Origin of the sequence: Chryseotalea sanaruensis (assembly GCF_003990915.1) — a bacterium.
Taxonomy (GTDB): domain Bacteria; phylum Bacteroidota; class Bacteroidia; order Cytophagales; family Cyclobacteriaceae; genus Chryseotalea; species Chryseotalea sanaruensis.
The window spans coordinates 612,050-637,282 of sequence record NZ_BHXQ01000002.1 but is presented as its reverse complement, the minus strand read 5'-3'; the positions used below and the strand labels follow the sequence as shown (position 1 = coordinate 637,282).

Annotated in this window: 23 protein-coding genes and 1 tRNA gene; 14 read left to right on the top strand and 10 right to left on the bottom strand. The window is 39.7% G+C overall.

Annotated features, from left to right (window positions below; all coding sequences use genetic code 11):
* Window positions 1–30: 30 nt before the first annotated feature.
* Window positions 31–106: transfer RNA gene (locus SanaruYs_RS07235), tRNA-His, on the top strand.
* Between the two features lie 114 nt (window positions 107–220).
* Window positions 221–1,078, top strand: a complete 858-nt coding sequence (locus tag SanaruYs_RS07230) for a dienelactone hydrolase family protein (protein WP_127121850.1) — start codon at window positions 221–223, stop codon at window positions 1,076–1,078.
* A 76-nt stretch (window positions 1,079–1,154) separates the two neighbouring features.
* Here the strand turns inward: SanaruYs_RS07230 and SanaruYs_RS07225 are convergent, their stop codons facing one another.
* Window positions 1,155–1,535 carry an SWIB/MDM2 domain-containing protein gene (locus SanaruYs_RS07225; protein ID WP_127121849.1) on the bottom strand — a complete coding sequence of 127 codons (381 nt, stop codon included), beginning with the start codon at window positions 1,533–1,535 and terminating at the stop codon, window positions 1,155–1,157.
* A 435-nt stretch (window positions 1,536–1,970) separates the two neighbouring features.
* On the opposite strand from SanaruYs_RS07225, the gene SanaruYs_RS07220 reads away from it, so the two are divergent.
* Both SanaruYs_RS07220 and SanaruYs_RS07215 read left to right on the top strand, forming a co-directional pair.
* The gene (locus tag SanaruYs_RS07220; protein WP_127121848.1) at window positions 1,971–2,762 is read left to right on the top strand and encodes a HipA family kinase; all 792 of its coding nucleotides are present in this window, start codon (window positions 1,971–1,973) and stop codon (window positions 2,760–2,762) included.
* Window positions 2,740–3,126: a DUF3037 domain-containing protein gene (locus tag SanaruYs_RS07215; RefSeq protein WP_127121847.1), complete on the top strand. Its 387-nt coding sequence runs from the start codon at window positions 2,740–2,742 to the stop codon at window positions 3,124–3,126. Before SanaruYs_RS07220 ends, SanaruYs_RS07215 begins: the two co-directional genes overlap by 23 nt.
* A 29-nt stretch (window positions 3,127–3,155) precedes the next feature.
* On the opposite strand, the gene SanaruYs_RS07210 is transcribed toward SanaruYs_RS07215, so the two are convergent.
* Window positions 3,156–4,742 carry a TolB family protein gene (locus tag SanaruYs_RS07210; protein WP_127121846.1) on the bottom strand — a complete coding sequence of 529 codons (1,587 nt, stop codon included), beginning with the start codon at window positions 4,740–4,742 and terminating at the stop codon, window positions 3,156–3,158.
* 71 nt (window positions 4,743–4,813) lie between these two features.
* Between SanaruYs_RS07210 and SanaruYs_RS07205 the strand changes: the two genes are divergently transcribed.
* Complete coding sequence (locus SanaruYs_RS07205) at window positions 4,814–5,557, top strand: 1-(5-phosphoribosyl)-5-[(5-phosphoribosylamino)methylideneamino]imidazole-4-carboxamide isomerase (RefSeq protein ID WP_127121845.1); 744 nt, start codon at window positions 4,814–4,816, stop codon at window positions 5,555–5,557.
* Window positions 5,558–5,686: 129 nt separating this feature from the next.
* Here the strand turns inward: SanaruYs_RS07205 and SanaruYs_RS07200 are convergent, their stop codons facing one another.
* The 4 genes from SanaruYs_RS07200 to SanaruYs_RS07185 all read right to left on the bottom strand — a co-directional run bounded on the left by SanaruYs_RS07200 (window position 5,687) and on the right by SanaruYs_RS07185 (window position 10,060).
* A complete protein-coding gene (locus SanaruYs_RS07200; RefSeq protein WP_127121844.1) occupies window positions 5,687–6,460 on the bottom strand; it encodes a hypothetical protein in 774 nt (257 codons plus the stop codon).
* A 136-nt stretch (window positions 6,461–6,596) separates the two neighbouring features.
* Window positions 6,597–7,217 carry a hypothetical protein gene (locus SanaruYs_RS07195; RefSeq protein WP_246011868.1) on the bottom strand — a complete coding sequence of 207 codons (621 nt, stop codon included), beginning with the start codon at window positions 7,215–7,217 and terminating at the stop codon, window positions 6,597–6,599.
* A 76-nt stretch (window positions 7,218–7,293) separates the two neighbouring features.
* Window positions 7,294–9,702: a TonB-dependent receptor gene (locus SanaruYs_RS07190; protein WP_127121843.1), complete on the bottom strand. Its 2,409-nt coding sequence runs from the start codon at window positions 9,700–9,702 to the stop codon at window positions 7,294–7,296.
* 34 nt (window positions 9,703–9,736) lie between these two features.
* Complete coding sequence (locus SanaruYs_RS07185; RefSeq protein ID WP_127121842.1) at window positions 9,737–10,060, bottom strand: hypothetical protein; 324 nt, start codon at window positions 10,058–10,060, stop codon at window positions 9,737–9,739.
* A gap of 140 nt (window positions 10,061–10,200) precedes the next feature.
* Between SanaruYs_RS07185 and SanaruYs_RS07180 the strand changes: the two genes are divergently transcribed.
* From SanaruYs_RS07180 to SanaruYs_RS07170, 3 genes are all read left to right on the top strand, one after another.
* Entirely contained in the window at window positions 10,201–10,530 is a 330-nt protein-coding gene (locus SanaruYs_RS07180) for a tRNA-binding protein (RefSeq protein ID WP_127121999.1), read from the top strand.
* Between the two features lie 70 nt (window positions 10,531–10,600).
* Window positions 10,601–13,027, top strand: a complete 2,427-nt coding sequence (locus SanaruYs_RS07175) for a bifunctional UDP-N-acetylmuramoyl-tripeptide:D-alanyl-D-alanine ligase/alanine racemase (RefSeq protein WP_127121841.1) — start codon at window positions 10,601–10,603, stop codon at window positions 13,025–13,027.
* A 250-nt stretch (window positions 13,028–13,277) separates the two neighbouring features.
* Complete coding sequence (locus SanaruYs_RS07170; RefSeq protein ID WP_127121840.1) at window positions 13,278–14,306, top strand: oxygenase MpaB family protein; 1,029 nt, start codon at window positions 13,278–13,280, stop codon at window positions 14,304–14,306.
* A gap of 3 nt (window positions 14,307–14,309) precedes the next feature.
* Here SanaruYs_RS07170 and SanaruYs_RS20080 read toward each other — a convergent pair whose 3' ends face one another.
* On the bottom strand, window positions 14,310–14,477 hold the full coding sequence (locus SanaruYs_RS20080) for a hypothetical protein (RefSeq protein ID WP_160118604.1): 168 nt from the start codon (window positions 14,475–14,477) through the stop codon (window positions 14,310–14,312).
* A 101-nt stretch (window positions 14,478–14,578) separates the two neighbouring features.
* On the opposite strand from SanaruYs_RS20080, the gene SanaruYs_RS07165 reads away from it, so the two are divergent.
* From SanaruYs_RS07165 to SanaruYs_RS07140, 6 genes are all read left to right on the top strand, one after another.
* Entirely contained in the window at window positions 14,579–14,782 is a 204-nt protein-coding gene (locus SanaruYs_RS07165) for a FeoA family protein (RefSeq protein ID WP_127121839.1), read from the top strand.
* A complete protein-coding gene (gene feoB, locus SanaruYs_RS07160; RefSeq protein ID WP_127121838.1) occupies window positions 14,782–16,902 on the top strand; it encodes a ferrous iron transport protein B in 2,121 nt (706 codons plus the stop codon). Before SanaruYs_RS07165 ends, feoB begins: the two co-directional genes overlap by 1 nt.
* Before the next feature lie 99 nt (window positions 16,903–17,001).
* The gene (locus SanaruYs_RS07155; protein ID WP_127121837.1) at window positions 17,002–18,906 is read left to right on the top strand and encodes a peptidylprolyl isomerase; all 1,905 of its coding nucleotides are present in this window, start codon (window positions 17,002–17,004) and stop codon (window positions 18,904–18,906) included.
* A 13-nt stretch (window positions 18,907–18,919) separates the two neighbouring features.
* Window positions 18,920–20,056 carry a 5-(carboxyamino)imidazole ribonucleotide synthase gene (locus tag SanaruYs_RS07150; protein WP_127121836.1) on the top strand — a complete coding sequence of 379 codons (1,137 nt, stop codon included), beginning with the start codon at window positions 18,920–18,922 and terminating at the stop codon, window positions 20,054–20,056.
* On the top strand, window positions 20,053–20,568 hold the full coding sequence (gene purE, locus SanaruYs_RS07145; RefSeq protein WP_127121835.1) for a 5-(carboxyamino)imidazole ribonucleotide mutase: 516 nt from the start codon (window positions 20,053–20,055) through the stop codon (window positions 20,566–20,568). The genes SanaruYs_RS07150 and purE overlap by 4 nt, the downstream gene beginning before the upstream one ends.
* Before the next feature lie 50 nt (window positions 20,569–20,618).
* The gene (locus SanaruYs_RS07140) at window positions 20,619–21,881 is read left to right on the top strand and encodes a tellurite resistance TerB family protein (RefSeq protein ID WP_127121834.1); all 1,263 of its coding nucleotides are present in this window, start codon (window positions 20,619–20,621) and stop codon (window positions 21,879–21,881) included.
* A 16-nt stretch (window positions 21,882–21,897) separates the two neighbouring features.
* On the opposite strand, the gene SanaruYs_RS07135 is transcribed toward SanaruYs_RS07140, so the two are convergent.
* From SanaruYs_RS07135 to SanaruYs_RS07125, 3 genes are all read right to left on the bottom strand, one after another.
* Entirely contained in the window at window positions 21,898–22,896 is a 999-nt protein-coding gene (locus SanaruYs_RS07135; RefSeq protein WP_246011867.1) for a TerC family protein, read from the bottom strand.
* A 138-nt stretch (window positions 22,897–23,034) separates the two neighbouring features.
* Window positions 23,035–23,445 (bottom strand): Fur family transcriptional regulator, encoded by a 411-nt coding sequence (locus SanaruYs_RS07130; RefSeq protein WP_127121833.1) that lies wholly within the window; start codon window positions 23,443–23,445, stop codon window positions 23,035–23,037.
* Entirely contained in the window at window positions 23,442–25,229 is a 1,788-nt protein-coding gene (locus SanaruYs_RS07125; protein WP_127121832.1) for an ABC transporter ATP-binding protein, read from the bottom strand. Before SanaruYs_RS07125 ends, SanaruYs_RS07130 begins: the two co-directional genes overlap by 4 nt.
* Window positions 25,230–25,233 lie beyond the last annotated feature (4 nt).

The following is a 25,233-nucleotide window of genomic DNA, read 5'->3' as shown; positions in this document are numbered from 1 at the left end:
AGACTTTCGGTTAGAAACCTCAATTTTTATGGTGGATGTAGCTCAGTTGGTTAGAGCACCAGATTGTGATTCTGGGGGTCGCGGGTTCGAGCCCCGTCTTTCACCCTTTAAAAGCTTCTCATTTTTGAGAAGCTTTTTTATTTCCCACCTGTCACAAAGCCGTGGTTTTGTTGTTATAAAAGGGTTAAATCGTTTAACCTAACATCTAAATACAACTCCCATGGATCAACGCATTATCAATTTATTTGACGAGTACACCCATAAACCGCTTACGCGAGAAGAGTTTCTAAAAAAACTTGCCATGATCACAGGCAGCACTGCCGCTGCCCTGACTGTATTACCCCTCTTGGAGGTAAACTACGCACATGCTGCCACTATAGGTCCGGAGGATGATCGTATCACAACTGAATACATCAATTATAATGTTGATGGTGTTGTTATGCGTGGCTATTTGGCCAGACCTAAAAAGAAAGGGAAATATCCTGCTGTTGTAGTAATACATGAAAACCGCGGACTCAATCCACATACCGAAGATGTTGCAAGACGCTTTGCATCGCAGGGTTTTATTGCTTTAGCTCCTGATGCGCTTTCGCCATTGGGTGGTGCCCCTGCTGATGCAGATAAAGCCCGTGAATTATTTCAAAAATTAGACGCCAGCAAAAACACGCAAAATTTTGTGGGTGCTTTCGAATTTCTAAGAGACTTGAAAGGTTGTAACGGAAAGTTTGCTTGTATTGGTTTTTGTTGGGGTGGTGCTATGGCTAATACAATGGCTGTAAATGTGCCTGATCTTTTAGCTGCTGCACCTTTTTACGGAAGACAACCAGAAGCCGCGGATGTGCCTAAAATCAAAGCAGCATTGCAATTGCATTATGCTGAAAAAGATGAGCGTGTAAATGCAGGTATTGCTGCTTATGAAGAAGCTTTAAAGAAATCGAATATAACCTACGAAGTTCACATGTATATGGGAGCACAACATGCTTTCTTTAACGATAGCGCTCCAACACGTTATAATGAAGAAGCAGCTAAGTTAGCCTGGAGTCGTGTACTCACCTTCTTTGGAGAAAAATTAAAGTAAATTCTTAAAAACCTATAAAAACAAAAGCGCAAGTCTCTCCAACTTGCGCTTTCTTTTTATGCCTGATAGTGCAGAATTACTTCACGTTGTTATTCACAATTTTAGCTAGATCAAACATTGAGATCTGCTTCTTGCCAGCGAATAAAGCCTTAAGCTTCTCATCAGCATTGATCATACGTCTGTTCTTGCTATCCTGAAGTTTGTTCTTCTTAATGTACTCCCAGATTTTTTTGATGATCTGAGTTCTTGGTAGGCCTTTGTTACCTACAACAGCTGCCAGGTTTTCGCTAGGAGTTAATGCTGCCATGAAAGCTGCATTAGGTTTTCTCTTAGCAGCCTTCTTAGCTACTTTTTTAGCAGCCTTCTTAGCTACCTTCTTTACTACTTTCTTAGCAGCTTTCTTTGCTACTTTTTTGGCTGCTTTTTTCGCAACCTTTTTACTTGCCTTTTTTGCCATAGCTCAAGTGGTTTGTGTTGATAAAATTTATTTGTTTAAAAAATATGGTACGTTTTCTCCTTCTGTTTTGATCATGTTTTCTCTCAGGCGATCAAGATAACAGATGCACAGAATGGCATACTGGGCTTAAAAATAGATGGGCGTTTTAAATAATCCTAATTTTCCATCGTAATAGATAACAATTCTCCAAGGGAAACTGATACTTTTCATCAAGTTTCTCCTAGGGAAATGAGTGTTTTCCCCTAGGGAAAATGAACTTAAGAACCATTATCCCCTTGGGAAAAGTACTCTTTTCAGGTCACTTTCTTCTTAACTATAAACCAACTAAAAGATAAAAGACCAACTTTATTGCTCCTAAAAAATGTGATTTCCCCTAGGGAAATGCTTTTAATTGTATTTTAGGCGAATGATTTACCCTTAGGTAAATCGCAATAGATGAAGGAACTTAGTCAGGATATACGAAGTATTAATGTAACACGCTACGTTACACCCTTACGTGAAGGCGGGTCGCTTCCTGCCTTGGTAGAAGCAGATGATCAGTTTCTTTATGTATTAAAATTCAGAGGGGCCGGTCAGGGTATCAAAGCTTTAATAGCAGAACTTTTAGGGGGAGAAATAGCAAGAGCATTAGGTTTAAGGGTACCCGAAATTGTATTTGCCAATCTCGATGTTGCCTTCGGTCGCATAGAGGGAGATGAGGAGATTCAGGATTTGCTAAAGGCAAGTACGGGTTTAAACCTTGGCCTACATTACTTATCCGGGTCAATAACTTTTGATCCACTGGCTGTTTCCATTGATAGTCAGCTGGCATCACAAATAGTCTGGCTTGATGCTCTCTTACTAAACGTTGACCGTACCGTAAGAAATACCAACATGCTTTGGTGGAATAAAGAACTATGGCTTATCGATCATGGCGCTGCATTATACTTCCATCATAACTGGCAGGACTGGGAAAATCCAAAGCGGCCATTCGCAAAAATTAAAGACCATGTACTATTGCCTATTGCTGATAAGTTAGACGAGGTGAACGATTCTTGCCACCAACTCCTAAGCACAGATAAAATAAAACAAATTGTTTCCCTCATTCCAGCCGAATGGCTTAACGATGCAGCCTTTGAAAATCCGGAAGCTAATCGTTCGGCTTATGCTCAATTTCTGGAAAACCGAATTGCCAATGCTGATTTTTTTATAAACGAAGCCAAACATGCAAGAGCATCACTTATTTGAATATGCTGTAGTTAGGGTGGTTCCCCGTGTAGAACGCGAGGAGTTTATTAACGTTGGCGTTATACTGCTTTGCGCAAAGCAAAAGTTTCTTTCTTGTTTATTAGAACTAAACGAAGAACGACTAAAATCTTTGTGTAATTCTGTAGATATACAAGAGGTGAGAGCGCACATGCAATCATTTGACCGCATTTGCAAAGGTGGTAAAGAAGGTGGACCAATAGGTGTTTTACCCTTAGCGGAACGCTTCCGTTGGCTTACCGCCAGCAGGAGTACCGTTGTGCAATGTTCGCATGTCCATCCGGGTTTGAGCAATGATCCGGATGCAACCATTAAACGTTTATTCGAACAATTAGTAAAGGTCTAATCCTTTTTTAGTCGCCACTACCTTTTTCATTATTGTCTTCTCCTGAGCACTGCTTTTACCAATAACTTCCTGTTTTCAAGTATTGCTTCTGGTTTAACAGCGGTTACATATGCAATGCCATCACGGCTACAGCCCAAGGCAACTAACTGCTCTACAATTGCTTCTGCCTGCTTTACTGTTCTATCATTATGGTAAGTATACTCCGCCATAATTGTATCGTGAGTGGACAGCTGACCTAAGGAATCAATCTCATCAAAATAATATTCTACAGAATCAATGCGCATTTCAGTTAAGTCTGGTGATGATTGTATGCTGTCTTCTACATAGCCATGTAATTCAATTTGTATTTCAGCCACCATACCAGGGTTACTTTTTAGCAGGCGACTAAAGCGTCTGAATTCATTGGTAAAAGCAGCGGTCTTCTCTATTGAGCTAGTGTTTGTCTCAAAACTGATTGAATTGAGTGATACTTCATCATTTTCTGCAGCCTGTTTTACAGTTGCGGTATATCGTTCGAAAGGGCGTGGAAAGCCTTCTGTAATATCAAAAAGTTTACTGTCATAGAGCACACTTCCGTTTTCTGGTTCAATGGCAAGTTCATAAATACTTCCTTCAACCAAAAAAGTAGTAAAGGTTCCGTCTTTATCCGGGCGTGCATTATATACAAGCTTGTCCTTATTTAAATCATTCACTAATACGTAAACTGGAATAGTTGGATCGTTCACCCTTCCATCTATGCGCAAAACTCCTCTGGGTTTTAAATCAGCAGGGAAAAGATACTCTGTCAGTTCATTCCTTCTTTCACCTTTTGTATCGCGAAGCAAATACTGACCTTGTCCGGTAACACTTACAAACTGATCATCTTCGGCTGTATTTACAAAAGTTAGCGGAACAGGTTTTGTCCACTCGTTATTTATAAACCTTGTTTGATACAAATCCATACCACCTTTATTTGGTTGTAATAAATTAGAAGCAAAAATCATTGTTTCCCCATCAGCCATAATGCGTGGGGTTTGTGAGTTACCTGTATTTATTATTGCAGGTAATTCTGTTGCTTCACTCCATCTGCCTCCTGGTTGTTTTTTACTTATCATAATTTTACAACGGTCTGCCTGCTTGCTATTCATGGTTTCACAACGCATAAAATACATTGTCTGTCCATCAGCAGTTATAGAGGGTGAAGCATCATTCAACCTTGAATTAACAGGTAAGCCAATATTTACGGGTGCCGAGAAGGTAGATCCTTTCAGCGCGCAGCTGTAAATGTCAAAGGCACCTATGCCATTAGATAATTGCGAAGTCAGGTAGAGTGTTTGGCCGTCAGGGCTAAGCGTAAAGCCTCTTACAAAGGTCAGCATATTGCTATAAGTGGGCGGTAAAATAACCGGTGCGGACCAATCAGCACCTACACGTTTGCTATAATTAAGTGCCAGGTTACCATCATCGGTATAGTCATTAAGAAATATCAAAGCATTTCCATCGAAACTTATATAAGGCGCATAAGTGTTTAACGATGGCTGATTGAGCGGATGCGGCAATTTGCGAACACTTTTGGGTTGCGAAAACGATTGTGTTGCCCCCGAAATCAGCAGCAGAAAAATTATTATGTATTTCATAAGAAAAGGATGCGTGTAAATCAAAATTACTTATTTCTTTTGTCGTACCTTAGAAATAGAATTAACAAAAGATGATCCAAGTAATACCTTCTATAGCACTCCGGAAAGGAAAAGTAGTGAAAATGCGTAAAGGAGACCCTTTAAGCGAGAAAGCTTATGATGAAAATCCGCTGGATTTAGCTAAACGTTTTGAAGATCACGGCATTGAAGTGGTTCATTTAGTTGATTTGGAGGGAGCAGAAAAAGGAAGTCCAAAGAATTTTCACGTTGTAGAGGCTATTGCTGGTTATACTGATTTAAAAATAGATTTTACCGGAGGTATTTCTACCGATGGTGATATTGCTAAAGCTTACGAAGCAGGTGCCCATTATATCACCGCCTCTAGTATTGCTGTAACAGATCCTGATTTATTCGCGTCATGGGTAGTGACTTATGGTCGTGAAAAAATAACCTTAGGTGCTGACGTAACAGATATTGTAAGTAAAGAAATTGCTTTTAGAGGATGGCAGAAAAAAGCGCATAAAGGATTAGTTGAGCACGTGAAATTTTTCTACGACCGTGGATTGAAATATGTAAAGACTACAGATATATCCCGTGATGGTGTATTAGAAGGTCCGGCATTTGATTTCTATGCCGATATGATTAAAACTTTTCCTGAGATAAGTGTGCTGGCCAGTGGCGGTGTACGTGGTGTTGATGATATTCAGCGACTAAATGATATAGGTGTTTTCGCAGTAATCTTTGGAAAGGCTTACTACGAAGGCATACTCAAATTAAAAGATCTTGAAAGATTCTTAACCAAAAAGGAAGCCTAGGCTTCCTTTTTTATTTCTGCTTCAATATTAATCAATTTACACTTATAGTTTTCTTTCATGCTTGACCATAGCTAGCATGTTAAAAAATTATTCTAATCAGCGTTTCTCTGAATTTTACTTGAACAAAATTTAATAATCTAAATAGCTTACAGCACCGTCCATCCCGGGAGCGCCATCAAAGCCATCTTCTCCTTGCAAACCATTTCTTCCATGCTTTCCTCTTGGGCCTAAACCACCCGATCCTGAATACCCCCCGCGGCCACCACGACCGTAAGTTCCGGCTTTTAAAAAAATTCTCAGCTGTTGTTTTAGTTTTGCCTGTTCTGCTATTGGTAGGTTTAGCACAAGACTTCCGCCATTGCCGCCATTTGCACCATTACCACCATTACCGCCATTACCGCCATCCCCACCATTGCAATGAATGGTTCCGGATCCTGCACTTCCTCCATCGCCTCCCTTTCCTCCATTGCCGCCATTACCTCCATTTAGGGAAATTAAAATTGGACTGCCTATCTGAATCTGCTTAATGTAGATCAGTAAGCTTGTAGCGTGCCCACCATCGGCCCCAGGCTGTGCATCTTCACCATTTGAAGCATCCTTGCAAGGAGCGTTTAAGGAGATGCCTACTCGCCCTCCAGCACCCGCTTTACCATGATCAGCATTGCCCTTAATGTTACACCCTTTGCCAATAATGGCCACCTTAGCATATAGATAGTTCTCCTTCTTCGTATTATTCAAAACAATGCTAGCGGAATCACACATGATAAGGGTATCTGCTACTAAAATATCCGACTCCCCATAAGAAAAAACCTGACCAGGTTCTAAAACAAGTTTAGTGTAGCGGAGCTGAGCAATAGAAGAGAAAGAAATAAAGAAAAGAAAGAGGCAAGCGGTGAACTTCATCGGTTAAAAATAGAACATATCGGGTAAAACCACATAGTATTTTACAATGCTCACCACAGTTTCATTAAGTTTTAATACAAAAAAGAAGGGCTGCCCAAAGCAAGCCCTTGTCATTACTAAACCTATGTGATTACTACTAATTAGCTTCTACAATATTTAATGTAAACTCAACATCCACGTCAGTTTCACCAACTGTAGCACCTGAGCTTGCTGTCTTTAAATCTGGTTGATGCTTAAGAAGTATACGAAACGTTGATCCAGTTGATACACCAGTAGTCGTTATCCAGTTTGTGCTTAAACCAAGTGGTAATCCAGCAGAATCTTCATCTGCATAATTTACTGGGTCATTTCTATTATCGATGTTTCCGTTTCCGGTTGGCTCACTAAAACCACCATCCCACGAAAAAAAGAGCATATGTTCGTCTGCCTCTTCTAATACTTCTGCAGAAATATCATATCCGTCATCGGTTGGCTCTATTAAATCATTGAAGAACCCTATTGATAGTGTATAGGCAGTACCTGCATCTAAGGAAATGTCCTCTGCAATTAAATCAAGCACACCAGGTCCATCAGGATCAACTGCGCTTACTACCACAGGGTTGCCACCACCTGTCGGTGTAAAGGTGAGTCTCACTTCTGTAATCAGTTCAGGGGCATCCTCTTTGCCGGGCGCTTCTTCATCACAGGCATTGAATGATAATGCCAATAGAGCAAGGGTTGTAACTTTAAATAGGCTTTTGGGGAATAAATTTTTCATAATTTGTAAATTTGCAACACTGTTGCAAGTATAGAAATAAATCCTATATGCAACAATGTTTCATTTAAAATTTTTGTTAAAAACTATATTTAAGCGACAAGCTTATGTTGCGCCCAATTTCATCTGAAAAATAACGCATGCGATTAGTGTATTCTCGATAGCGTTCATTTAACAGATTTTCGCACTGTAGCTGAAAGTCAATCTTCTGCTTACCTGTGTTAATAGAAAAACCCATGCTGGCCTGCACCAAGAAATAACCAACAGGAGTATCTATAAAATCGAACATGCTTTTATCATTTGCAAAAAGATCAATGCCGTCTTCATTGGCCTGCAATATTTCAGCAACGCTTACAACTCTTGGCGCGCGATGCTGTCTTGCAACAAAACTTGTGCCCGCACTAGCGAAGATATTATTCACCGTACCTGTTCGCTTATAATCGTAACGCAAGAGCACCTCTGCTCTGTTAGATGGTACATAAATCAAATAGTCATCATTTTTGAAATCATCTGCTTTAAGTAAGGAGGTTTTAAATAAAGCACTCCAGCTTTTCGTTATTTCCTGATCTACCAGCAAATCAACTCCAATAAAGGAAGCATCAGTCTGTCGGTACCTGAAGTATGGATAGGCACCGCGCACATCACGTGTAATACCTTCTGGTTTCAAATAGATATAATTAAAAATGTAGTTGGCATAAGCAGTTAATTCCAGTTGAGTTTTGGGCGTTGTTAAACGATAAGTGTTTACCCATTTCACTGCTTTCTCATTTTGAAAGTCTGCTTCCTCAATTGGCCTAACACGCGTAGTCACTTCATCAATTAGGAAACCATATTCAATAGCCGCTGCACTTTGATGTGTGCCAATGCTGTAAAGTTCGGCTACGTGTGGCGGTCTCCAGGTACTACTTAATCCAAAAGTATATTTACCCGCATTACCAATTTTGCGCGTAGCCCCAAACGTTGCACTCGCATTAGCAAAGTACATATTACTTGAGTAAACAAGATTGCTAAAATCACGTCCAGCAACTGCATAGTATCTATAATCAAAACGAAGGCCGGCTTCTACATCCCACTTCTTCAAAGTAAAATTCTGAATAGCATATAAGCCTGCTGAATAATTACTAAAGTTTGGAACAAAGGGTAGTCGCTTAGTTCCAAAATTATTGCCGTTGCTTTGCAACATGGCATTAATACCAATGCAACGAAAGTTATCATCTCCTAATTCTTGCTCCCACTCTGCATCAAGGGTATGTGTTTGCAAGGTTAAATCAAGAGAAGGCAAACTATTTAGCGAGTCTCTGCGTAAATCAAATTCCTTTCGGTCATTCTGCTGAAATGCATACTGGATTGATAGTGTGTTATGATTTTTATGAAAATGTGCATTAGCCTTTAATAAATTATGCAAGACCTGTTGGCGGGGTGATTGTATGCTATAAGAAAAATTATCTGTGTATTGTGGCCTTGGTGATTCAAATGCATTTCGCAAATCCTCTATGCTGCTTACTGAGGCCCCTCTTAAAATACCCAACTCTGAAGAAAAACGGCTATAAAAAATTTCATAACCTGCTGCTTCGTTTTTATGATAACCCAAGGCCGCAGAAAAATTATTTTCTGAAAAGCCTGTATTAGTAAGTTGATATTCCGGAGCGTTGTAGTCACCCGATTTTTTTATAGAGCCATGAGTACGCCAGTTTAACCCTTTTATTTTTTTACTAGCACCTTCAATAATACCTGCAGCCGTTCCCGATCTTCCATTGCTTTGCCATACAGAATGAAAAGCACCTCCTACACCAGGTACTACAGGCAGTGCAGATGGATTTACAATAACAACACCTCCTAATGCATCAGTGCCATATTTGATGGCAGATGCATCTTTAATCACTACAATATTGGAAGCAAGAAAAGGATCTATTTCGGGTGCGTGTTCTGCTCCCCATTGCTGACCTTCGTGACGAATGCCATTATTGAGTATTAATATCCGTTGACTATGCACACCATGTATTACAGGTTTAAAAATGGCTGGCCCTGATTGAATAGTATTAACGCCTGTTATATTCTTCAATGCAGCACCTAAACTTTTACCGCGCAGGCTTTCTAACTGTGCTCCCGAAAGTGCTACACTGGTTTGGGATTTACTGATGTGATCATAGTGTTCTTGTACAACAACTTCACCTAATACTGTCTCGTCTGGCTCTAATTTAATGAGGATAACCTCAGATTTTTTTAATCTGACTTTTTGTGACTTGCGCTTATAACCAATAAAGGTTACCTCGATTGTATAGGTGCCCTCACATAAATTTAAAAAGGAGAAGTTGCCATTACCATCGCTGGCCATACCATTTTGAAGCTCTGTAATAAGAATAGTAGCCCCAGGAAGACTTGTGCTATCGTTATCAATTATCCTACCAGTAAGTGTATAAGTACATAACTGCTGGCTGGAGCCAAAAGCGGGTAATAGTAAAAGAAATAGAAGAATGGGGACTTTCAAGGCATTTGCAACAAAGTTGCAAATATAGAAATTACTACTCGATTATATCAGAAGTTTTAAAGCGTTGAATGATGTAGTAAAGAAAATTAAAAGGAACTGCATCGTCTTCAGGCTTTTTGCCGGCTTTTTGGCTGTCAGCGGCTATTTTCTTTAAGGGAGTTTTAATAGAAGCAGAATCTGATTTAAGCACTGTTTTGAATGTATTAGGATCCCCTTCGGCATTACTTTCATAATAGCGGTTCTCACTTTGTCCTTCTAGAGTGCCGTATTGACGGGTGTTTGATTCTTGTGCATAAACGAGTACCTGTGCTCCAACGAGCAACACAAGCGTAAGCAGGGATGCGAGCAATGTCCTCATAGTCTGGTTAAGATAGGCTTTTTAAACGGTTATAATCAGCTTTTTGTTCTTTGATTCGTAGAAATTAGTCATCTAAATTCCACATTTTGTGTGGATTTAAGAATTTCATGTAAGTTTTAAAGCTAAATGTTAAATTAATGATGATTGAATGGGCTGATTTTGAACGTGTAGCATTGCATATAGGTACCGTTGTAAAAGCCGAAATCTTTGAAGGAGCGAGGAAACCCTCCATAAAAGTTTGGGTAGATTTAGGTGATTTAGGTATAAAAAAATCCAGCGCCCAAATAACACAACATTACCAACCAGAAACTCTTGTGGGTAAACAAGTAGTTTGTGTGTGCAATTTCCCCCCAAAGCAAATAGGCAATTTTATTTCTGAAGTGTTAGTCACTGGCTTCCCCGACCAAAACGGCCATGTGGTGTTAAGTACTGTAGATAAACCTGTGCCCAATGGCATGCGTCTATTCTAAACTCTCACCAAAGCTTCAAATTTGTATGCTGATGAATCAGAGCTTTACTTTACATCAATTCAGTTAATTCATGATTCACTTTTCACAATTAGAAAGCATCTGCCAGGGTAAGGTTCTCAGACTACAAGAAGATGTGGTGGTTGAACATCTTCTTATTGACAGTCGAAAAGTGATTTTGTCAAAAAATGCTGTGTTTTTTGCCATTAGCGGTAGTCGTAATGACGGACACCAATATATAAAATCATTATACGACCAGGGTATCCGGAATTTTATAATCGAGAAAAAAGTTGACCTACCAGCTGATGCCAACGTATTACTTGTGTCATCCGCCATTGATGCTTTGCAGCAAGTTGCTGCATCACATCGGGCACTTTTTAACATTCCCGTTATTGGTATTACCGGCAGTAATGGCAAAACCATTATAAAGGAATGGCTTTACCAATTACTCTCACATCATTTTACTATTGTAAAAAACCCTGGATCTTATAATTCACAAGTAGGTGTGCCGTTGTCGGTGTGGAACATCAGACCTCACCATACCATGGGTGTTTTCGAAGCGGGTATCTCAAAGAAGAATGAGATGCAAGCACTGGAAAAAATATTGAAGCCAACATTGGGCTTGTTTACAAACATTGGCACTGCCCATAATGAAGGCTTCTCAAGTTTGAAAGAAAAGGTTGAAGAAAAAGCTCAACTGTTTGCCAATAGCGATGTGGTTATTTATTGCAAAGATCACTTGCTGATTGATGAAGTACTTCAATCAAAAAAAATTAAAAGACTAAGTTGGGGATATACCAACGAAGCCGATATTATAATTGAAAAAGGAGAAGCGTACAATATTCGTTATGATAAAATCCATTATACATTAAGTCTTCCTTTTACGGATGCTGCCTCCATTGAAAATTGTCTGCATTGCATTGCTGTAATGATGCACTTGGGCATAAGCAAGACTGATATACAAACAGGTATGCAAACCCTACAATCAGTTGCTATGCGGCTCGAATTAAAGGAAGGCATTAATCAATGCCAACTGATAGACGACTCTTACAACAATGATTTGGCTGGTCTTCAGGTAAGTCTTGATTTTCTTAATAATCAATATCAAAAAACAAAAAAGACCTTAATACTGTCTGATATTTTACAATCAGGTGTGGAGGCAAAGGACTGGACTAAGTCAGTAAGTAAATTAATTAAACAAAATAAGATTGATCGATTCATCGGCATTGGTAAAGATCTCTTCGCTTATCAAAATATTTTTAATAAACATTCCTCTTTCTATGATAGTACAGAAGCATTTTTAAAGAATTTAAACGAAGATGAATTCTCAAACGAAATTGTGCTCATAAAAGGTGCTAGAGCTTTTGCTTTTGAAAAAATAGTAGCGCGTTTGCAACGAAAAGTTCATGGAACTATAATGGAAATTGACTTAGGTAATATGGTTCATAACCTGAATTACTTTCGCGCTTCTTTAAAACCTTCCACAAGAATAATGGCCATGGTAAAAGCTTTTGCTTATGGTAGTGGCAGCAAAGAGGTGGCCAGTTTATTGCAGTATCATAAAGTAAATTACCTGGGTGTTGCTTACGCAGATGAAGGTGTCGAATTGCGAAAAAACAATATTCATCTTCCAATTATGGTGATGAATCCCTCTTCTGAAACATTTGAATCGCTGCTTCAGTATAATTTAGAGCCTGAAGTTTTTAATCTTAATCAACTAAAAAAGTTGCTCACTTTTTTACAAGGTCGTTCGTGTACTGTTCATATTAAGTTCGACACAGGCATGCACCGCCTGGGTTTTGCTGAACAGGACCTGCCTGCATTGATTAATCTTCTTCTTGAAAATAAAAACATAAATGTGGCCACTATCTTCAGTCATTTGGCCGGAGCCGATGATCCACAGCATGACGACTATTCTTCCCAACAGGCAGAATTATTTAAAAACCTTGCGGATCAGTTAAGCTTAGCGCTTGGCTTCAAACCACTATACCATTTGTTAAATTCCCCAGGCATTTTACGATTAAATCAATATCAATTCGACATGGTTCGTTTGGGTATAGGTTTATATGGCATCGACCCGACAACAGAAAAAAATAAAAACCTAAAACCGGTTGCCACACTTAAAACAATTGTTTCTCAGGTACATCATTTGCATGAAGGACAAACGGTGGGTTATGGACGACATGGAAAAATAAAAGGTGAACAATCCATTGCCACTATTGCCATCGGTTACGCTGATGGTTATAGCAGAGCATTTGGTAAAGGCATTGGTAAAGTGCTGGTAAAAGGAAAAGTCGTACCAGTCATTGGCAATGTTTGCATGGACATGACCATGATTGATGTAACTGGTTTAACAGTTAAGGAAGGGGATGAAGTAATCGTTTTTGGAGAACAATTACCGATTGAACAAGTTGCAGAAAGCATTCATACCATTCCCTACGAAATACTAACCAATACCAGCGAGCGCGTAAAAAGAGTTTTCGTGGCAGAAAGTATCTAGAAGCCATCTCAAAAATAAGAGCTGTCATAATTACTTTTTTCGATTTTATCGGTAAAAGTGCTCTGGCTGGTTGTGGTACACCAGTCAATAGATTGCTTCCTCACTCCAACGCACAATCAACGCTTCGTTCATCGCAATGACAGGATCATATTGTTCGAGGCATTTTTGAGATTGCTTCCGGCAGAAAATTAAATTAGTCAAAATCAAAACAATCCTTTGGTTATAGCCTTTAATGGATAGATGAAAGGTTATGGCAGTATCGGAAAGTTTTTTAGATGAACAGCGAAGCGTTGGAGATGTAGCGGCCGATAAACTTGTGGCGGATTGTTTTTCAGGCGACCAAAGAAACCTACTGTATCAGATTTTTGCACAAGAGGATTCCTTTATTCAGGAGCAGGGTTCCGTAAACAATTTATATGCCTTCCTCAATACGCGAAGACCCGAACCAAGCTGGTATCAACACAGCCGGACTAAAAATGGCCAGGCATTTTTTAAAAAATATGCTTTAGATGTAATGACCCTATTGGGCGCTTTGTCTCTTCCCTATTGCTATGCGGCTAGTCCGGGTAACAAGGCACTGTATCAAACAGAAAAGATGCGCAAGGCAACCGGCAAGCGTCTTGTAGAAACAGCAGACTTTATTATCAAAGTACTTAGCCCCGGTAGTTTAGATGCACAGGGTCATGGTTATATACAAATCAATAAAATCAGATTAATTCATGCCGTGGCGCGCTACTATGTAAGCAAAGGCGAATGGAATAAAACCTGGGGTGTACCCATTAATCAAGAAGACATGGCGGGTACCAACCTTGCCTTTTCCTATATTATACTTGTTGGCTTAATACGCACTGGTTTCAAGTTGAGCATTGACGAACAGGAGGATTTCTTATATGCGTGGCGTTACATTGGCTACCATATGCATATCAATGAGGCACTATTACCCGACAGTAAAGCAGCTGCTGAAATACTGGAACGAAAAATAAGACTTCGTCATTTTAAGTCTTCGGAAGAGGGTAGAAAGCTAACCGAAGAACTCATCAATCATTATAAAAGTTATTTCCCTGCTGTGCCTGCATTCTTTGTCGATGCACAAATTCGCTATTTAGTAGGTCCTGAAATCTCTGCTTTGCTGGGTATGAAACGCGAGCCTATTAAAGATGAGTTCTTAAAAACAATGAATGGGGCTAAAGAAATGATGAATCAGTTTTATAATAATGAAAACGCTTACAAAACTATGTTAGCCAATCATGAAAAACTGAAGCAGCAATTTATGAAATAGCATTTAACCGCATCCTAGGTTCTTCTTCAAATCACGGTTTGGCAAGATGCCAAATGCAGGAAGTTCCTCATCGTCCTCCCGTATTACTGGCTTCACTTTTTCAGGAGATTCCGCTTCGGAATCCTTTGCCTTAGCCTTCTGAGGCACTGTTTTTTTCTTTCTTTTCCCCATGCCTAAAATCATTGTGCAAAAACAAAACCAAGTCTATATTTGCCTTGTTTAAATTTAATCTAAATTAAGCTGTGGCAGAAAAGGAAAAAAGCGTTGCAACAATGAAACCAGGCGAAACAGCCATAATTGCGGGTTTTACTGATGCTGAAATATCCGCCAAGCTAATGGAGATGGGCTGTTTACCCGGTGCTCCGGTTCGTTTTAACTTCAAAGCGCCTTTTGGCGATCCTATTTGTATAAGTGTTTTGGGCTATGAACTCTCTCTTAGGCTTGAGGAAGCGGCCACTATTTCAATCATGAATTAATGAGTTCTGCTAAGCCCACTAAAGTTGCATTAATCGGTAACCCTAATTCGGGTAAATCGTCTCTTTTTAACTACCTCACTGGTTTAAATCAGAAGGTCGGTAATTTTCCAGGTGTTACTGTCGATAAAAAAGTTGGCCGCACGCAGTTGCCAGGTATTGGTGAAACCGAGATTATTGATCTGCCCGGTATCTACAGCATTTATCCTCGAAGCCTCGATGAACGTATTGTAGCCGAATCGTTGCTTGATCGAAACTCTCCTACTGCACCAACCAAAGTGGTGGTGGTTGTAGACGCTACCAATATCAAAAGAGGTTTGCTCTTGCTTACGCAAATTGTAGACATTGGTCTTCCAACAGTGCTAGCGCTTAACATGATGGATCTGGCAGCTAAGGCCGGTGTGAGTTATGATTTTTTAATGCTCTCGCAAAAACTTGGTGTAACCGTTGTTCCCATTAATGCCAGAAAAGGACAGGGGATCGATGCGTTGAAAAAAGAAATAGCACAGGCAGAAGTAAGTCGTATGCAACCGATTTTTCCTGTTTGGCCTGAGGCTAAAGCAGCTGTAAAGCAATTAAGAGACGAGTTTCAGTTAATTAATGATTATCAGGCTTATCAGTTTTTAGAGCAGCCTCAATCACTTCATTTTTTATCTAAAGACAAGCAAAATCTTGTCGAGTCAGTGCGCACAACACATCAATATTTTCCTGGTAAATTTCAAGGTGCCGAAACAATACAGCGCTATGGTTTTATTCAGGATTTGTTGAATGAGGCTATTTTAAAACAACCAGACTACGCCTGGAAAAATTTTTCGCATAAACTGGATCGCGTACTCACACACAAAGTGGCAGGGTATGCCATTTTCTTCGCGGTATTATTTTTAGTTTTTCAATCTGTTTTTGCATGGGCTTCATATCCCATGGATTTTATTGACGGCCTTTTTGCAGATTTTAGCAGCTGGCTTTCTAACACTTTGCCTGATGGTGCTTTGACCCGCTTACTAGCTGAGGGTATTATCCCTGGGCTTGGGGGCATTGTTATGTTTGTTCCACAGATTGCTATTCTATTTGCGCTTGTAGCAGTGTTGGAAGAAACCGGCTACATGGCCAGGGTAGTTTTTCTAATGGATAAGGTCATGCGCAAGTTTGGGCTTAATGGTAAAAGTGTGGTCCCCTTAATGTCTGGTGTTGCTTGTGCTATTCCGGCCATCATGGCTGCCCGCACAATAGATAATTGGAAAGAGAGAACCATTACCATAATGGTTACGCCATTGATGAGTTGTTCAGCGCGCATTCCCATCTTTACTATACTTATTGCTTTGATAGTGCCTGAAACAAAGGTGCTCGGTTTTTTCAATTTGCAGGGCGTGGCTTTAATGAGTCTTTACTTATTAGGCTTTGTTGCAGCGCTGGCATCTGCATGGGTAATGAAAAAACTAATTAATGTAAAAGAGCGTAGTTACCTGATGATGGAGTTACCAACGTACCGTCTACCAAAAGGAACAAACGTTGGACTAACGCTGGTTGAAAAAACAAAATCTTTCGTGCTCGAGGCTGGTAAAGTTATTCTCGCTATCTCTGTTGTACTATGGGTATTGGCTAGCTACGGCCCTGGCGATAAATTAAAAAATGCTGAAGCATACGTGATGCAAGAAACGGCCAACATGCGCTTGACTGAACAAGGACTTCAAGATCGCATTGCTGCTTATAAACTTGAAAACTCTTATGCTGGTGTAATCGGCAAGGCCATTGAGCCCGCCATTAAACCATTGGGTTACGATTGGAAAATCGGTATTGCTCTGATAACTTCTTTTGCTGCGCGTGAAGTTTTTGTCGGTACCATGGCTACTATTTATAGCATTGGCAGCGCTGGAGAAGAAGATCAAAATACCATTAAGAGCAGGATGCAGCAAGAGATAAATCCTGAAACAGGTGAGCCACGCTTTACAATGGCAGTGGGATTATCGCTGCTGGTGTTTTATACCTTCGCCATGCAGTGCATGAGTACTATTGCAGTTGTGTACCGCGAAACAAAAGGCTGGAAATGGCCGTTGATCCAATTGGCTTACATGTCAGCCCTGGCTTATTTCTCAGCCCTTCTAGTTTATCAGGTTTTAAAATAAGACCACTTTATCCGTTTGAATTTTATTGATTACTTAGCCTCCTCATTTGAGGTTATGATTAAATATAAGCCTTACCTTTAAAGTCTTAAAACATAAGCCTTGAAGAAGCTCATACTTGTCTTACCCATTCTAATCTTTGCTTTCTGCACAAGTCAGCAAGAGAAGAACAATAAATTTTCAGACAACATTCTTGTCAGCATTAGCAATCTTCAAGACAGACGCAAGGTTGATAGCCTTATCTTGTTTCTTGAAAATAAAAATCCACTTTACAGAAAAGAAGCTTGCCTTGCTTTTGGCTCTATTCAAGATAGCCTCGCTATCTCAACGCTTGGCAAAGTATTGAAGCAAGACGAAGATGAATATGTAAGAGCTGCAGCTGCCTTTGCAATTGGCCAAACCCCTGGTAAGCAATCGGAAAATGTTTTACCTGAAAGTTTGGCATCGGAACAAAGTCCTTTGGTGTTACGCGAAGTATTGGAAGGAACCGGAAAAGTATTATCAAAACAAAATACAAACGTGCTTAGCGGCTATGTAAGCAATGATTCAATTGTTTTAACCGGAAAGGTTTGGGGTTTGTACAGACTTGCACTCCGAGGTATAATAACTGATGATGTTGTAAATGCTGCCTATGAAAATCTGTCTTCTGATTACGAGTCAGTACGTTTAGCAGCAGCCCATTTTTTTGGCAGGGCTAACATACCTAACTTCACCGATGACAAAGGTTCTTTAATAAAAGCAGCCAGCGATAATCATGTGCTTATCCGCATAGCGGCAACTTCGGCTCTTCGTAATCTCAAAACAGATGAGTCACTTCTGACTTTACAAAACAATGTTAATGATGAAGATGTACGTGTTCGCGTAAGCGCTTTAAGAGCATTACGAAGCTTCCTTTACGAAAAAGTTGAATCTCTTCTCCTAACTGCACTCAATGATAGCAGCGCACAAGTATCAGTGGCAGCCGCAGAGGCACTTATTAATTTTGCCCCCACTGTAGCTTCCGGCAAAATTCTTGAAGCAGCTACGAAAAGCCCGCAATGGCGTGTACAGTCCACCTTGTTCAGTACTGCCGTTGCTTTGGCACCCAAAGATTTTCCTTTCGAAACAATTAAACAAACCTATAAGAGAAGTAATAATATATACCACAAAGCTGCCTTGCTAAACGTGCTTGGTCGTTCTTCATCTAATCTCGAATTTATTCTAACCGAATTAAATAAGACCGAAAGTCCAATTATATTATCCGCTGCAGCATCCGCCTTAAGTACTGCTAATAATGCTGGAGACTTTTCTGTCGATCAAAAACCTGCTTTCCTAGCTGCTTACGAACAAGCTATTGGGAAAGGAGATGCAGCCGTTATCGGTATTGTTGCTCAGGTGCTCGGTGACAGCACCAAACAATACAAAAGTCTAATAAAGGATATTAGCTTTCTAAAAGAAGCAAAGGCAAAACTTTCGTTGCCAAAAGATAATGAATCGCTGCAACCTCTTGAAGCTGCAATTGCTTATTTAGAAGGTGGAAAAGCAGTAGAAGTAAAAAACGAATTTAATCACCCAATAGATTGGACTTTAGTAAAAGAAATCAAGAGCAATCAAAAAGTCTATATAAAAACAAGTAAAGGAGAAATCATTTTAACCTTGCTGGTGGATGAAGCGCCTGGTTCAGTTGCAAATTTTGTAGCACTGGCTAAGCAGCAATATTTTAACAATAAAACTTTTCACAGGGTAGTTCCTAATTTTGTTATTCAAGGTGGATGCAACAGGGGGGACGGCTATGGTAGCGAGGATTACTCTATTCGTTCTGAATTTACCACACGCAGGTACAAGGAAGGATCGGTGGGCATGGCTTCTGCCGGAAAAGACACAGAAGGCACACAGTGGTTTATTACACATTCCCCCACACCACATTTAGATGGCCGTTATACTATTTTTGCAGAAGTGGAGAGCGGAATGGAAGTAGTACATGCCATTGAAGTGGGCGATGTAATTTTAAGTGTTGATATAAAATAGCGTATTCTTAAAAATGAGCAACCTGTTTACAAATAAAAAACTTGGCATTTTGGGCGGAGGCCAGTTAGGCCGTATGCTTATTCAATCTGCAATCGATTTTAATATGTCAGTTGCAGTGTTAGATCCAGATGCTGCAGCCCCATGCTCTTTTATGGCCGACTTCACAGTCGGTAAGCTTACAGATTATGAAACAGTATTGAATTTCGGAAAACGCTGCGACATCATTACCATAGAAATCGAAAATGTAAATACTCAAGCTTTAAAAGAGCTTGTAAAAATGGGTAAGCAGGTTTATCCGCAACCAGAAGTGATTGAACTTATTCAGGATAAACGTGTTCAGAAAAAATTCTACGAAGAGTATAGAATCCCCACTGCTGAATTTATTTTAGTTGATTCAAAAGTAGAGGTAATTAAACAGAAAGACTTTTTGCCTGCGGTAAATAAACTGGGTAAAGAAGGTTATGACGGAAGAGGTGTTCAGTTACTGCGCACTGAAAAGGATCTTGATAAAGCTTTTGATGCGCCTGGCTTACTCGAAAAACTAATTGATTTTGAAAAAGAGATCGCTGTTATTGTTGCCCGCAATGAAAACGGTGATATTGTTTCGTATCCTGCTGTTGAAATGGTTTTTCATCCAGAGAAAAATCTCGTTGAATACCTTTTTGCTCCGGCTTCTCTGCCAGGCAATGTGCTACAGGAAGCTGACAGGATTGCGCGCAAAGTCATCAAGTCCTTAAACATGACCGGATTATTGGCTGTTGAAATGTTTGTGACTAAAGATGGAAAAGTGTTGGTTAATGAAGTGGCTCCACGGCCACACAACAGCGGGCATCAAAGTATCGAGGCAAACATCACATCTCAATATGAGCAACACCTTCGGGCTATCTATAATTTACCATTAGGTGCCTGCAACACGGTATTGCCAAGCGCAATGGTTAATTTATTGGGTGAAGAAGGCCATGAAGGTGTAGCGCGTTATCAGGGTTTTGAAGAAATTGCCAAGCTACCTGGGGTTCACGTGCATTTGTATGGTAAGCACTTAACAAAACCATTCAGAAAAATGGGGCATGTAACAATTGTTGACATCAACGTTGAGCGACTTAAGCAAACAACACAACTTGTAAAGCAAACTTTAAAAGTAATAGCATGACAAAAGCGACAGTGGGTATAATTATGGGCAGTCAGTCTGACTTGCGTATTATGAAAGAAGCAGCAGAAGTTTTAGACGAATTGCAAGTTGCTTATGAGCTTACTATTGTTTCTGCACATAGAACACCTTTAAGGATGATTCAATATGCCGAACAGGCTCGAGCGAAGGGTTTGAAAGTAATTGTAGCTGGGGCAGGTGGTGCCGCACATCTTCCGGGCATGATCGCTTCCATTACAACACTGCCCGTTATTGGGGTGCCCGTAAAATCTTCTAACTCAATTGATGGTTGGGATTCAGTACTCTCTATTTTACAAATGCCTGGCGGTGTACCCGTAGCCACTGTTGCCCTGGATGGTGCAAAAAACGCTGGTATTCTTGCAGCACAAATCCTCGCAACGCATGATGAAAAACTTGCCGAACGACTTGCCGCTTATAAACAATCCCTAAAAACGAAAGTAGAAGAAGCCGCTTCAGCATTAGAGGCTAAGGGTTGGAGAGCAATTGAGAAATAAATTGTCGAAAGAAATCCCTACCTTAGATAACTTATCTCCCCAGTATTACAATGAAAACGCTTGGAAAAGGATGGCTTGAGGAATACTTGAATTTTAGGAAAGATCTGTTAAAGGATCTTACTACTAAAACAAAAAGTAAAGCTGCACATCCCGAACATTCACTTTATAGAATATTACAACCATCAGGCCTAATGTATGGCCACGGATTACGTTTTGAAGGAGAGCTTACCCAAGATTTGTCAGAGAAAGACAGAATGAAAATTTTATTGGCAGAGAGTCTGATTAGCAGCGCACTTCTCTATCACGATAAAACCATTACTAGTCCTGATGAGTTTTCACAGGTTATTATTAAAACACTTGAAAACATTGGTAACTTCTACAACAATATTTTTCCTGAGCTGGCGACACCTGTTAAAACACTTTTTGGCAAGCGGAAATCTCCACTCGAATTAGCTGAGCGAATCTTAGAAAAGCGCATTGAAAAAACTGTTGACTTTAAAGGTAATTTTTGGTCAAGCTTTTTTCATAACAGTTTACTTTTTTTGGATGTTTTCATTTTTGGTCAATGGATTCATACCAATGCAGATAAAATTGTATCTGATTTTTTCCGATATGAAAGAGAGGAGCTTAGGTTCTCTGTTGTAAAAGTCATTGCTGCCTCTGCTCATGCGAATAAGAGTGTTGAATTTGAAGAAAAGAAACTCTTAGAACTTTTTATACAAAGCACAGATCTTTCGGGTGAAAAACGTAAAGAGGCTATAGCCATTTTTGAAAAGGGTATAGATATCTCTGAGATTAATCTTCCTTCAGAAAATTCCTGGATACTTAAAAAATTCTTTCTCGAAATTTCAATTCTCACCATGTGGGCCGACCGCAGAGTTGAGAAGCAAGAAGAGGATTTTCTAAAACGCTTTAGCGAGTACCTTAGTTTTAACGAGGAGGATTTGGAAAATAGTATGATCGCTATTGAGGGCTTCGTACTAGAGCATTGGGAACAACTAGAATACTTACAAAATAAGCGAGACTATCAGCTGGTAAGTGAACATTTCATTAATCGCGTAGCCAAAATTGCTGAGAAAAATAAAAGCCGGCTTCAACGCGAAATTCAAGACAGCGAAGCACTTAGTGAGTTGCTTAAGAAATCAAGATCAAGCGAACTAAATAAAGAGGAACAAGAGGAAATGCGTGAACTACTCATCGCTATGCTCAGAACAGTGCCTACTTTTGTTATTATCTCGCTTCCGCAAAAGTTTTTGACCTTACCGATCCTGTTAAAAATCCTTCCTAAGAATATTTTCTCTGAAGAGGTTTAGAAAAATTCGAAGCGTTCTATTGTTCTTTAGCAGATGCCTCCTTCACTTTAGGTATCAATACTGAGAATATAATTGCTAACGTAAGCGTTGCTATAATCACTGTAAAGGACAGGAGTGGTGGCAAGTGTACATCCCAAATGTCCAACAGCATTTTGGCACCAATAAAGAAAAGAATAATAGAAAGTCCCTTCTGCAACAGATAAAACTTATCAATTACACCCGACAACAAGAAGAACATAGCCCGAAGACCCATCACAGCAAAAATGTTGGATGTGTAAATGATAAACTCATTTTGAGAGATAGCGAAAGCTGCCGGAATAGAGTCAACAGCAAAAATTAAATCGGTTGTTTCAATCAGAATAATTACTAAAAAAAGTGAGGTGAAGACCCATTTGCCGTTTTCTTTCACCATGAAGCTGTCTCCATATTCTTCTTTTTTGGCCATTGGCAAATATTTTTTGCAAAGACGAAGCACAGGATTTTTATCTGGTTCAATTTTTTCATCCTCGTCCTCAAAGTAAATTCGTATACCTGAGTAAATTAAAAACACACCGAAGATGTACAGTATCCAATGAAATTCATGAATAAGTAAAGCCCCTACGAAAATGAATATTGCACGGAAAACTACTGCTCCTAAAATACCCCAGAAAAGTACTTTATGATAATATTCCTCTTTCACCTGAAAGTATTTCAAAATGAGTAGAATTACGAAGATGTTATCTACTGATAAAGCGTACTCAGTAAGGTAGGCTGAGAAGTATTCCATCATACCTGTGGAACCTGATTCGTCATAGAGGTATATGAATACACCAAAGATGGTAGCGATGATCACCCAGAAGATAGACTGGTATAATGCTGATTTAGTAGTGATTTTTCTTGAAGTCTTATGGAAAAGACCAAGGTCTAAAGCCAGAAAAACAATGATTACGAGGCCAAAAACACCAAATAAAATGGTTTCTGCTCCGTTGCTATCCCCAAAGAGGGAAAAGAATAAAAGGCTGGCTATAGACTGCAAGGTTTTGCGGTTAAATCAATCAAAAAATGAGAATTCTCAAACTTGAGAAAGTCCCCAAGACGCCAAAATACGAATATATTTTTATCCCAAAAACTTACACGGGTGATTTATACGTGGCGTCTTTAAAAGTAACCCTTTTCAGTCACAATTAAGGCAAGTTCCCTGTATTAGAAGATTAGATTCAACAAGCTTATAGCCCTTAGGCAATTTGATGCCCGGAATTTCAATATCTAAACAACTTGTTTGACCGCAAACAGTACATTTAAAATGCACATGGTTATGGTCGTGACCTGCAGCATTGCAGTTATGGTTACAAAGGGCATACTTTAAGCCTCCTTCATCATCAAGGACTTTGTGTACCAATCCCTTGTCTAAGAAGGTTTTAAGAGTTCTGTAAAGCGTTACACGGTCAAAATCATCAGGCATATTCCTTTCTATATCACCGTGCGATAAGGCGTGGTTACTCTTCAGGAAAATTTCAAGAACTTCCTGGCGACCCGGAGTAGAGCGCAACTGAAAGTCTTTTAACAAATGATCTGATTTACTCATTGTAATTGTAACTTAAGCAAGTTACTATAAATACCATTTTGTTGCTGGCTTAGTTCAGTATGTGAACCAGTTTCTGCCAATTGGCCGTCTCTGATCACAAATATTCTATCGACTTTTCTAATAGTGCTTAGTCTATGAGCAATGATAAGGGTTGTTCTTCCCTCCATTAATTTCTCTAGCGCTTCCTGAACCAACACTTCGCTTTCAGCATCTAATGAACTCGTTGCTTCATCAAGTATAAGTATACTCGGATCTCTTAAGATTGCTCTGGCAATGGCAATACGTTGTCGCTGTCCTCCTGATAATTTTACACCACGTTCTCCTACCATCGTATTCAAGCCGTCAGGGAAACGCTCAATAAACTCATAGGCATTTGCCTTACGCGCTGCTTGAATTATTTGTGCTTCAGAAGCACCAGGCTTACCGTAAGCAATGTTTTCCTGAATTGTGCCACCAAATAAGATTACCTCTTGTGGCACAATACCAACGTTACTCCTATACGATGTTAAATTATAAGAAACATGTGCTAACCCATCAACATTAATAGAACCCTGTTGAAGGGGATAAAAACGCATTAGAAGATTGATGATGGTAGATTTACCGGATCCGCTTTGACCAACCAGCGCAACCTTCTCGCCTGCTTTAATTGAAAAGTCCAATCCTCGCAGCACCTGATAATCTGGCCTACTTGGGTAGGCAAAATTTACATTTCTGAAATCTATGTCTCCATGCAGTTTTAAAGTTGAAGCAACAGGCTCTTGTTCGTCTGTCTGATCAATAATTTCAAGTATACGTTCCGATGCTCCGATTGATCGCTGAATCTGTGCATAGATATCGCCCAGACCAGCAATTGAACCACCAATAAAAGTTGTATATAAAACAAAAGATAATAGATCACCAATCGTAATCTCGCCACTTTGCACCAGCGTGGCGCCATACCATACCACTGCTACTATTCCACCGAACAATGCGAAAATGACAAATGAAATAAACAAGCCTCTGTAACGTGCCGAACGCAAAGCAACGTCAACAACACTGTTAAGCGCTTTTTTATATCGCTCAATTTCAAACCACTCGTTGGTAAAAGCTTTCACAACGGTTATCGCTTGCAAAGATTCTTCTACAATTACATTCGCTTCTGCAAGCTTATCCTGAACTTGTCTTGAAAAATTACGAATAGCCTTACCAAAAAATAAAGCGAGTAGTATAATGGCGGGGAAAGTAAGCAACATGAATACAGTAAGCTTTGGAGCAAAGTAAAAAATCACGCCAATGCCAATTGTAAGTGTGAGCACCTGCCGGATAAGTTCTGCAAAAGTGGTGGTAAAGGTATCCTGTAAAATCGCTACATCAGAAGTAATACGACTTGTCAGTTCACCTACTCTTCTGTTATCGAAAAAAGTAATGGGCAGCCATATTATTTTTTTATAGATCGTGTTGCGTACATCAGCGAGTGATTTTTCGCTCACTATGGCAAAAGTATAGACTCTTGTAAAAGAAAAAATACTCTGCACCACCAAGATACCAAGCAATACTAAAGCAATAGTGTTAATGCTGTTGAAGTAGGGAACTTCCTTACCACTGGCAACATCCAGCAACTTACCTGCAAAAAAAGGAAAGGCCATTAGCATAATGCTGGAAAGCATTAAACAGATTAAACCAATAATGAAGGTGAATTTATAGGGAGCCAGGAAACGAAAAATGCCAACTAACTTTTTTAGTGTGTTCTTTGTAATCGGTCTTTTGTCCTCTTCCCGCAGTGCCTCCCTCGATTTCTTTGCCATAAAT

Excerpts from the sequence above, each read along its gene's own strand:
- SanaruYs_RS07230 (WP_127121850.1), top strand. The coding sequence starts at position 221 with ATGGATCAACGCATTATCAATTTATTTGACGAGTACACCCATAAACCG.
- SanaruYs_RS07225 (WP_127121849.1), bottom strand. The coding sequence starts at position 1,535 with ATGGCAAAAAAGGCAAGTAAAAAGGTTGCGAAAAAAGCAGCCAAAAAA.
- SanaruYs_RS07220 (WP_127121848.1), top strand. The coding sequence starts at position 1,971 with ATGAAGGAACTTAGTCAGGATATACGAAGTATTAATGTAACACGCTAC.
- SanaruYs_RS07215 (WP_127121847.1), top strand. The coding sequence starts at position 2,740 with ATGCAAGAGCATCACTTATTTGAATATGCTGTAGTTAGGGTGGTTCCC.
- SanaruYs_RS07210 (WP_127121846.1), bottom strand. The coding sequence starts at position 4,742 with ATGAAATACATAATAATTTTTCTGCTGCTGATTTCGGGGGCAACACAA.
- SanaruYs_RS07205 (WP_127121845.1), top strand. The coding sequence starts at position 4,814 with ATGATCCAAGTAATACCTTCTATAGCACTCCGGAAAGGAAAAGTAGTG.
- SanaruYs_RS07200 (WP_127121844.1), bottom strand. The coding sequence starts at position 6,460 with ATGAAGTTCACCGCTTGCCTCTTTCTTTTCTTTATTTCTTTCTCTTCT.
- SanaruYs_RS07195 (WP_246011868.1), bottom strand. The coding sequence starts at position 7,217 with ATGAAAAATTTATTCCCCAAAAGCCTATTTAAAGTTACAACCCTTGCT.
- SanaruYs_RS07185 (WP_127121842.1), bottom strand. The coding sequence starts at position 10,060 with ATGAGGACATTGCTCGCATCCCTGCTTACGCTTGTGTTGCTCGTTGGA.
- SanaruYs_RS07180 (WP_127121999.1), top strand. The coding sequence starts at position 10,201 with ATGATTGAATGGGCTGATTTTGAACGTGTAGCATTGCATATAGGTACC.
- SanaruYs_RS07175 (WP_127121841.1), top strand. The coding sequence starts at position 10,601 with ATGATTCACTTTTCACAATTAGAAAGCATCTGCCAGGGTAAGGTTCTC.
- SanaruYs_RS07170 (WP_127121840.1), top strand. The coding sequence starts at position 13,278 with ATGGCAGTATCGGAAAGTTTTTTAGATGAACAGCGAAGCGTTGGAGAT.
- SanaruYs_RS20080 (WP_160118604.1), bottom strand. The coding sequence starts at position 14,477 with ATGGGGAAAAGAAAGAAAAAAACAGTGCCTCAGAAGGCTAAGGCAAAG.
- SanaruYs_RS07165 (WP_127121839.1), top strand. The coding sequence starts at position 14,579 with ATGAAACCAGGCGAAACAGCCATAATTGCGGGTTTTACTGATGCTGAA.
- feoB (WP_127121838.1), top strand. The coding sequence starts at position 14,782 with ATGAGTTCTGCTAAGCCCACTAAAGTTGCATTAATCGGTAACCCTAAT.
- SanaruYs_RS07150 (WP_127121836.1), top strand. The coding sequence starts at position 18,920 with ATGAGCAACCTGTTTACAAATAAAAAACTTGGCATTTTGGGCGGAGGC.
- purE (WP_127121835.1), top strand. The coding sequence starts at position 20,053 with ATGACAAAAGCGACAGTGGGTATAATTATGGGCAGTCAGTCTGACTTG.
- SanaruYs_RS07140 (WP_127121834.1), top strand. The coding sequence starts at position 20,619 with ATGAAAACGCTTGGAAAAGGATGGCTTGAGGAATACTTGAATTTTAGG.
- SanaruYs_RS07130 (WP_127121833.1), bottom strand. The coding sequence starts at position 23,445 with ATGAGTAAATCAGATCATTTGTTAAAAGACTTTCAGTTGCGCTCTACT.
- SanaruYs_RS07125 (WP_127121832.1), bottom strand. The coding sequence starts at position 25,229 with ATGGCAAAGAAATCGAGGGAGGCACTGCGGGAAGAGGACAAAAGACCG.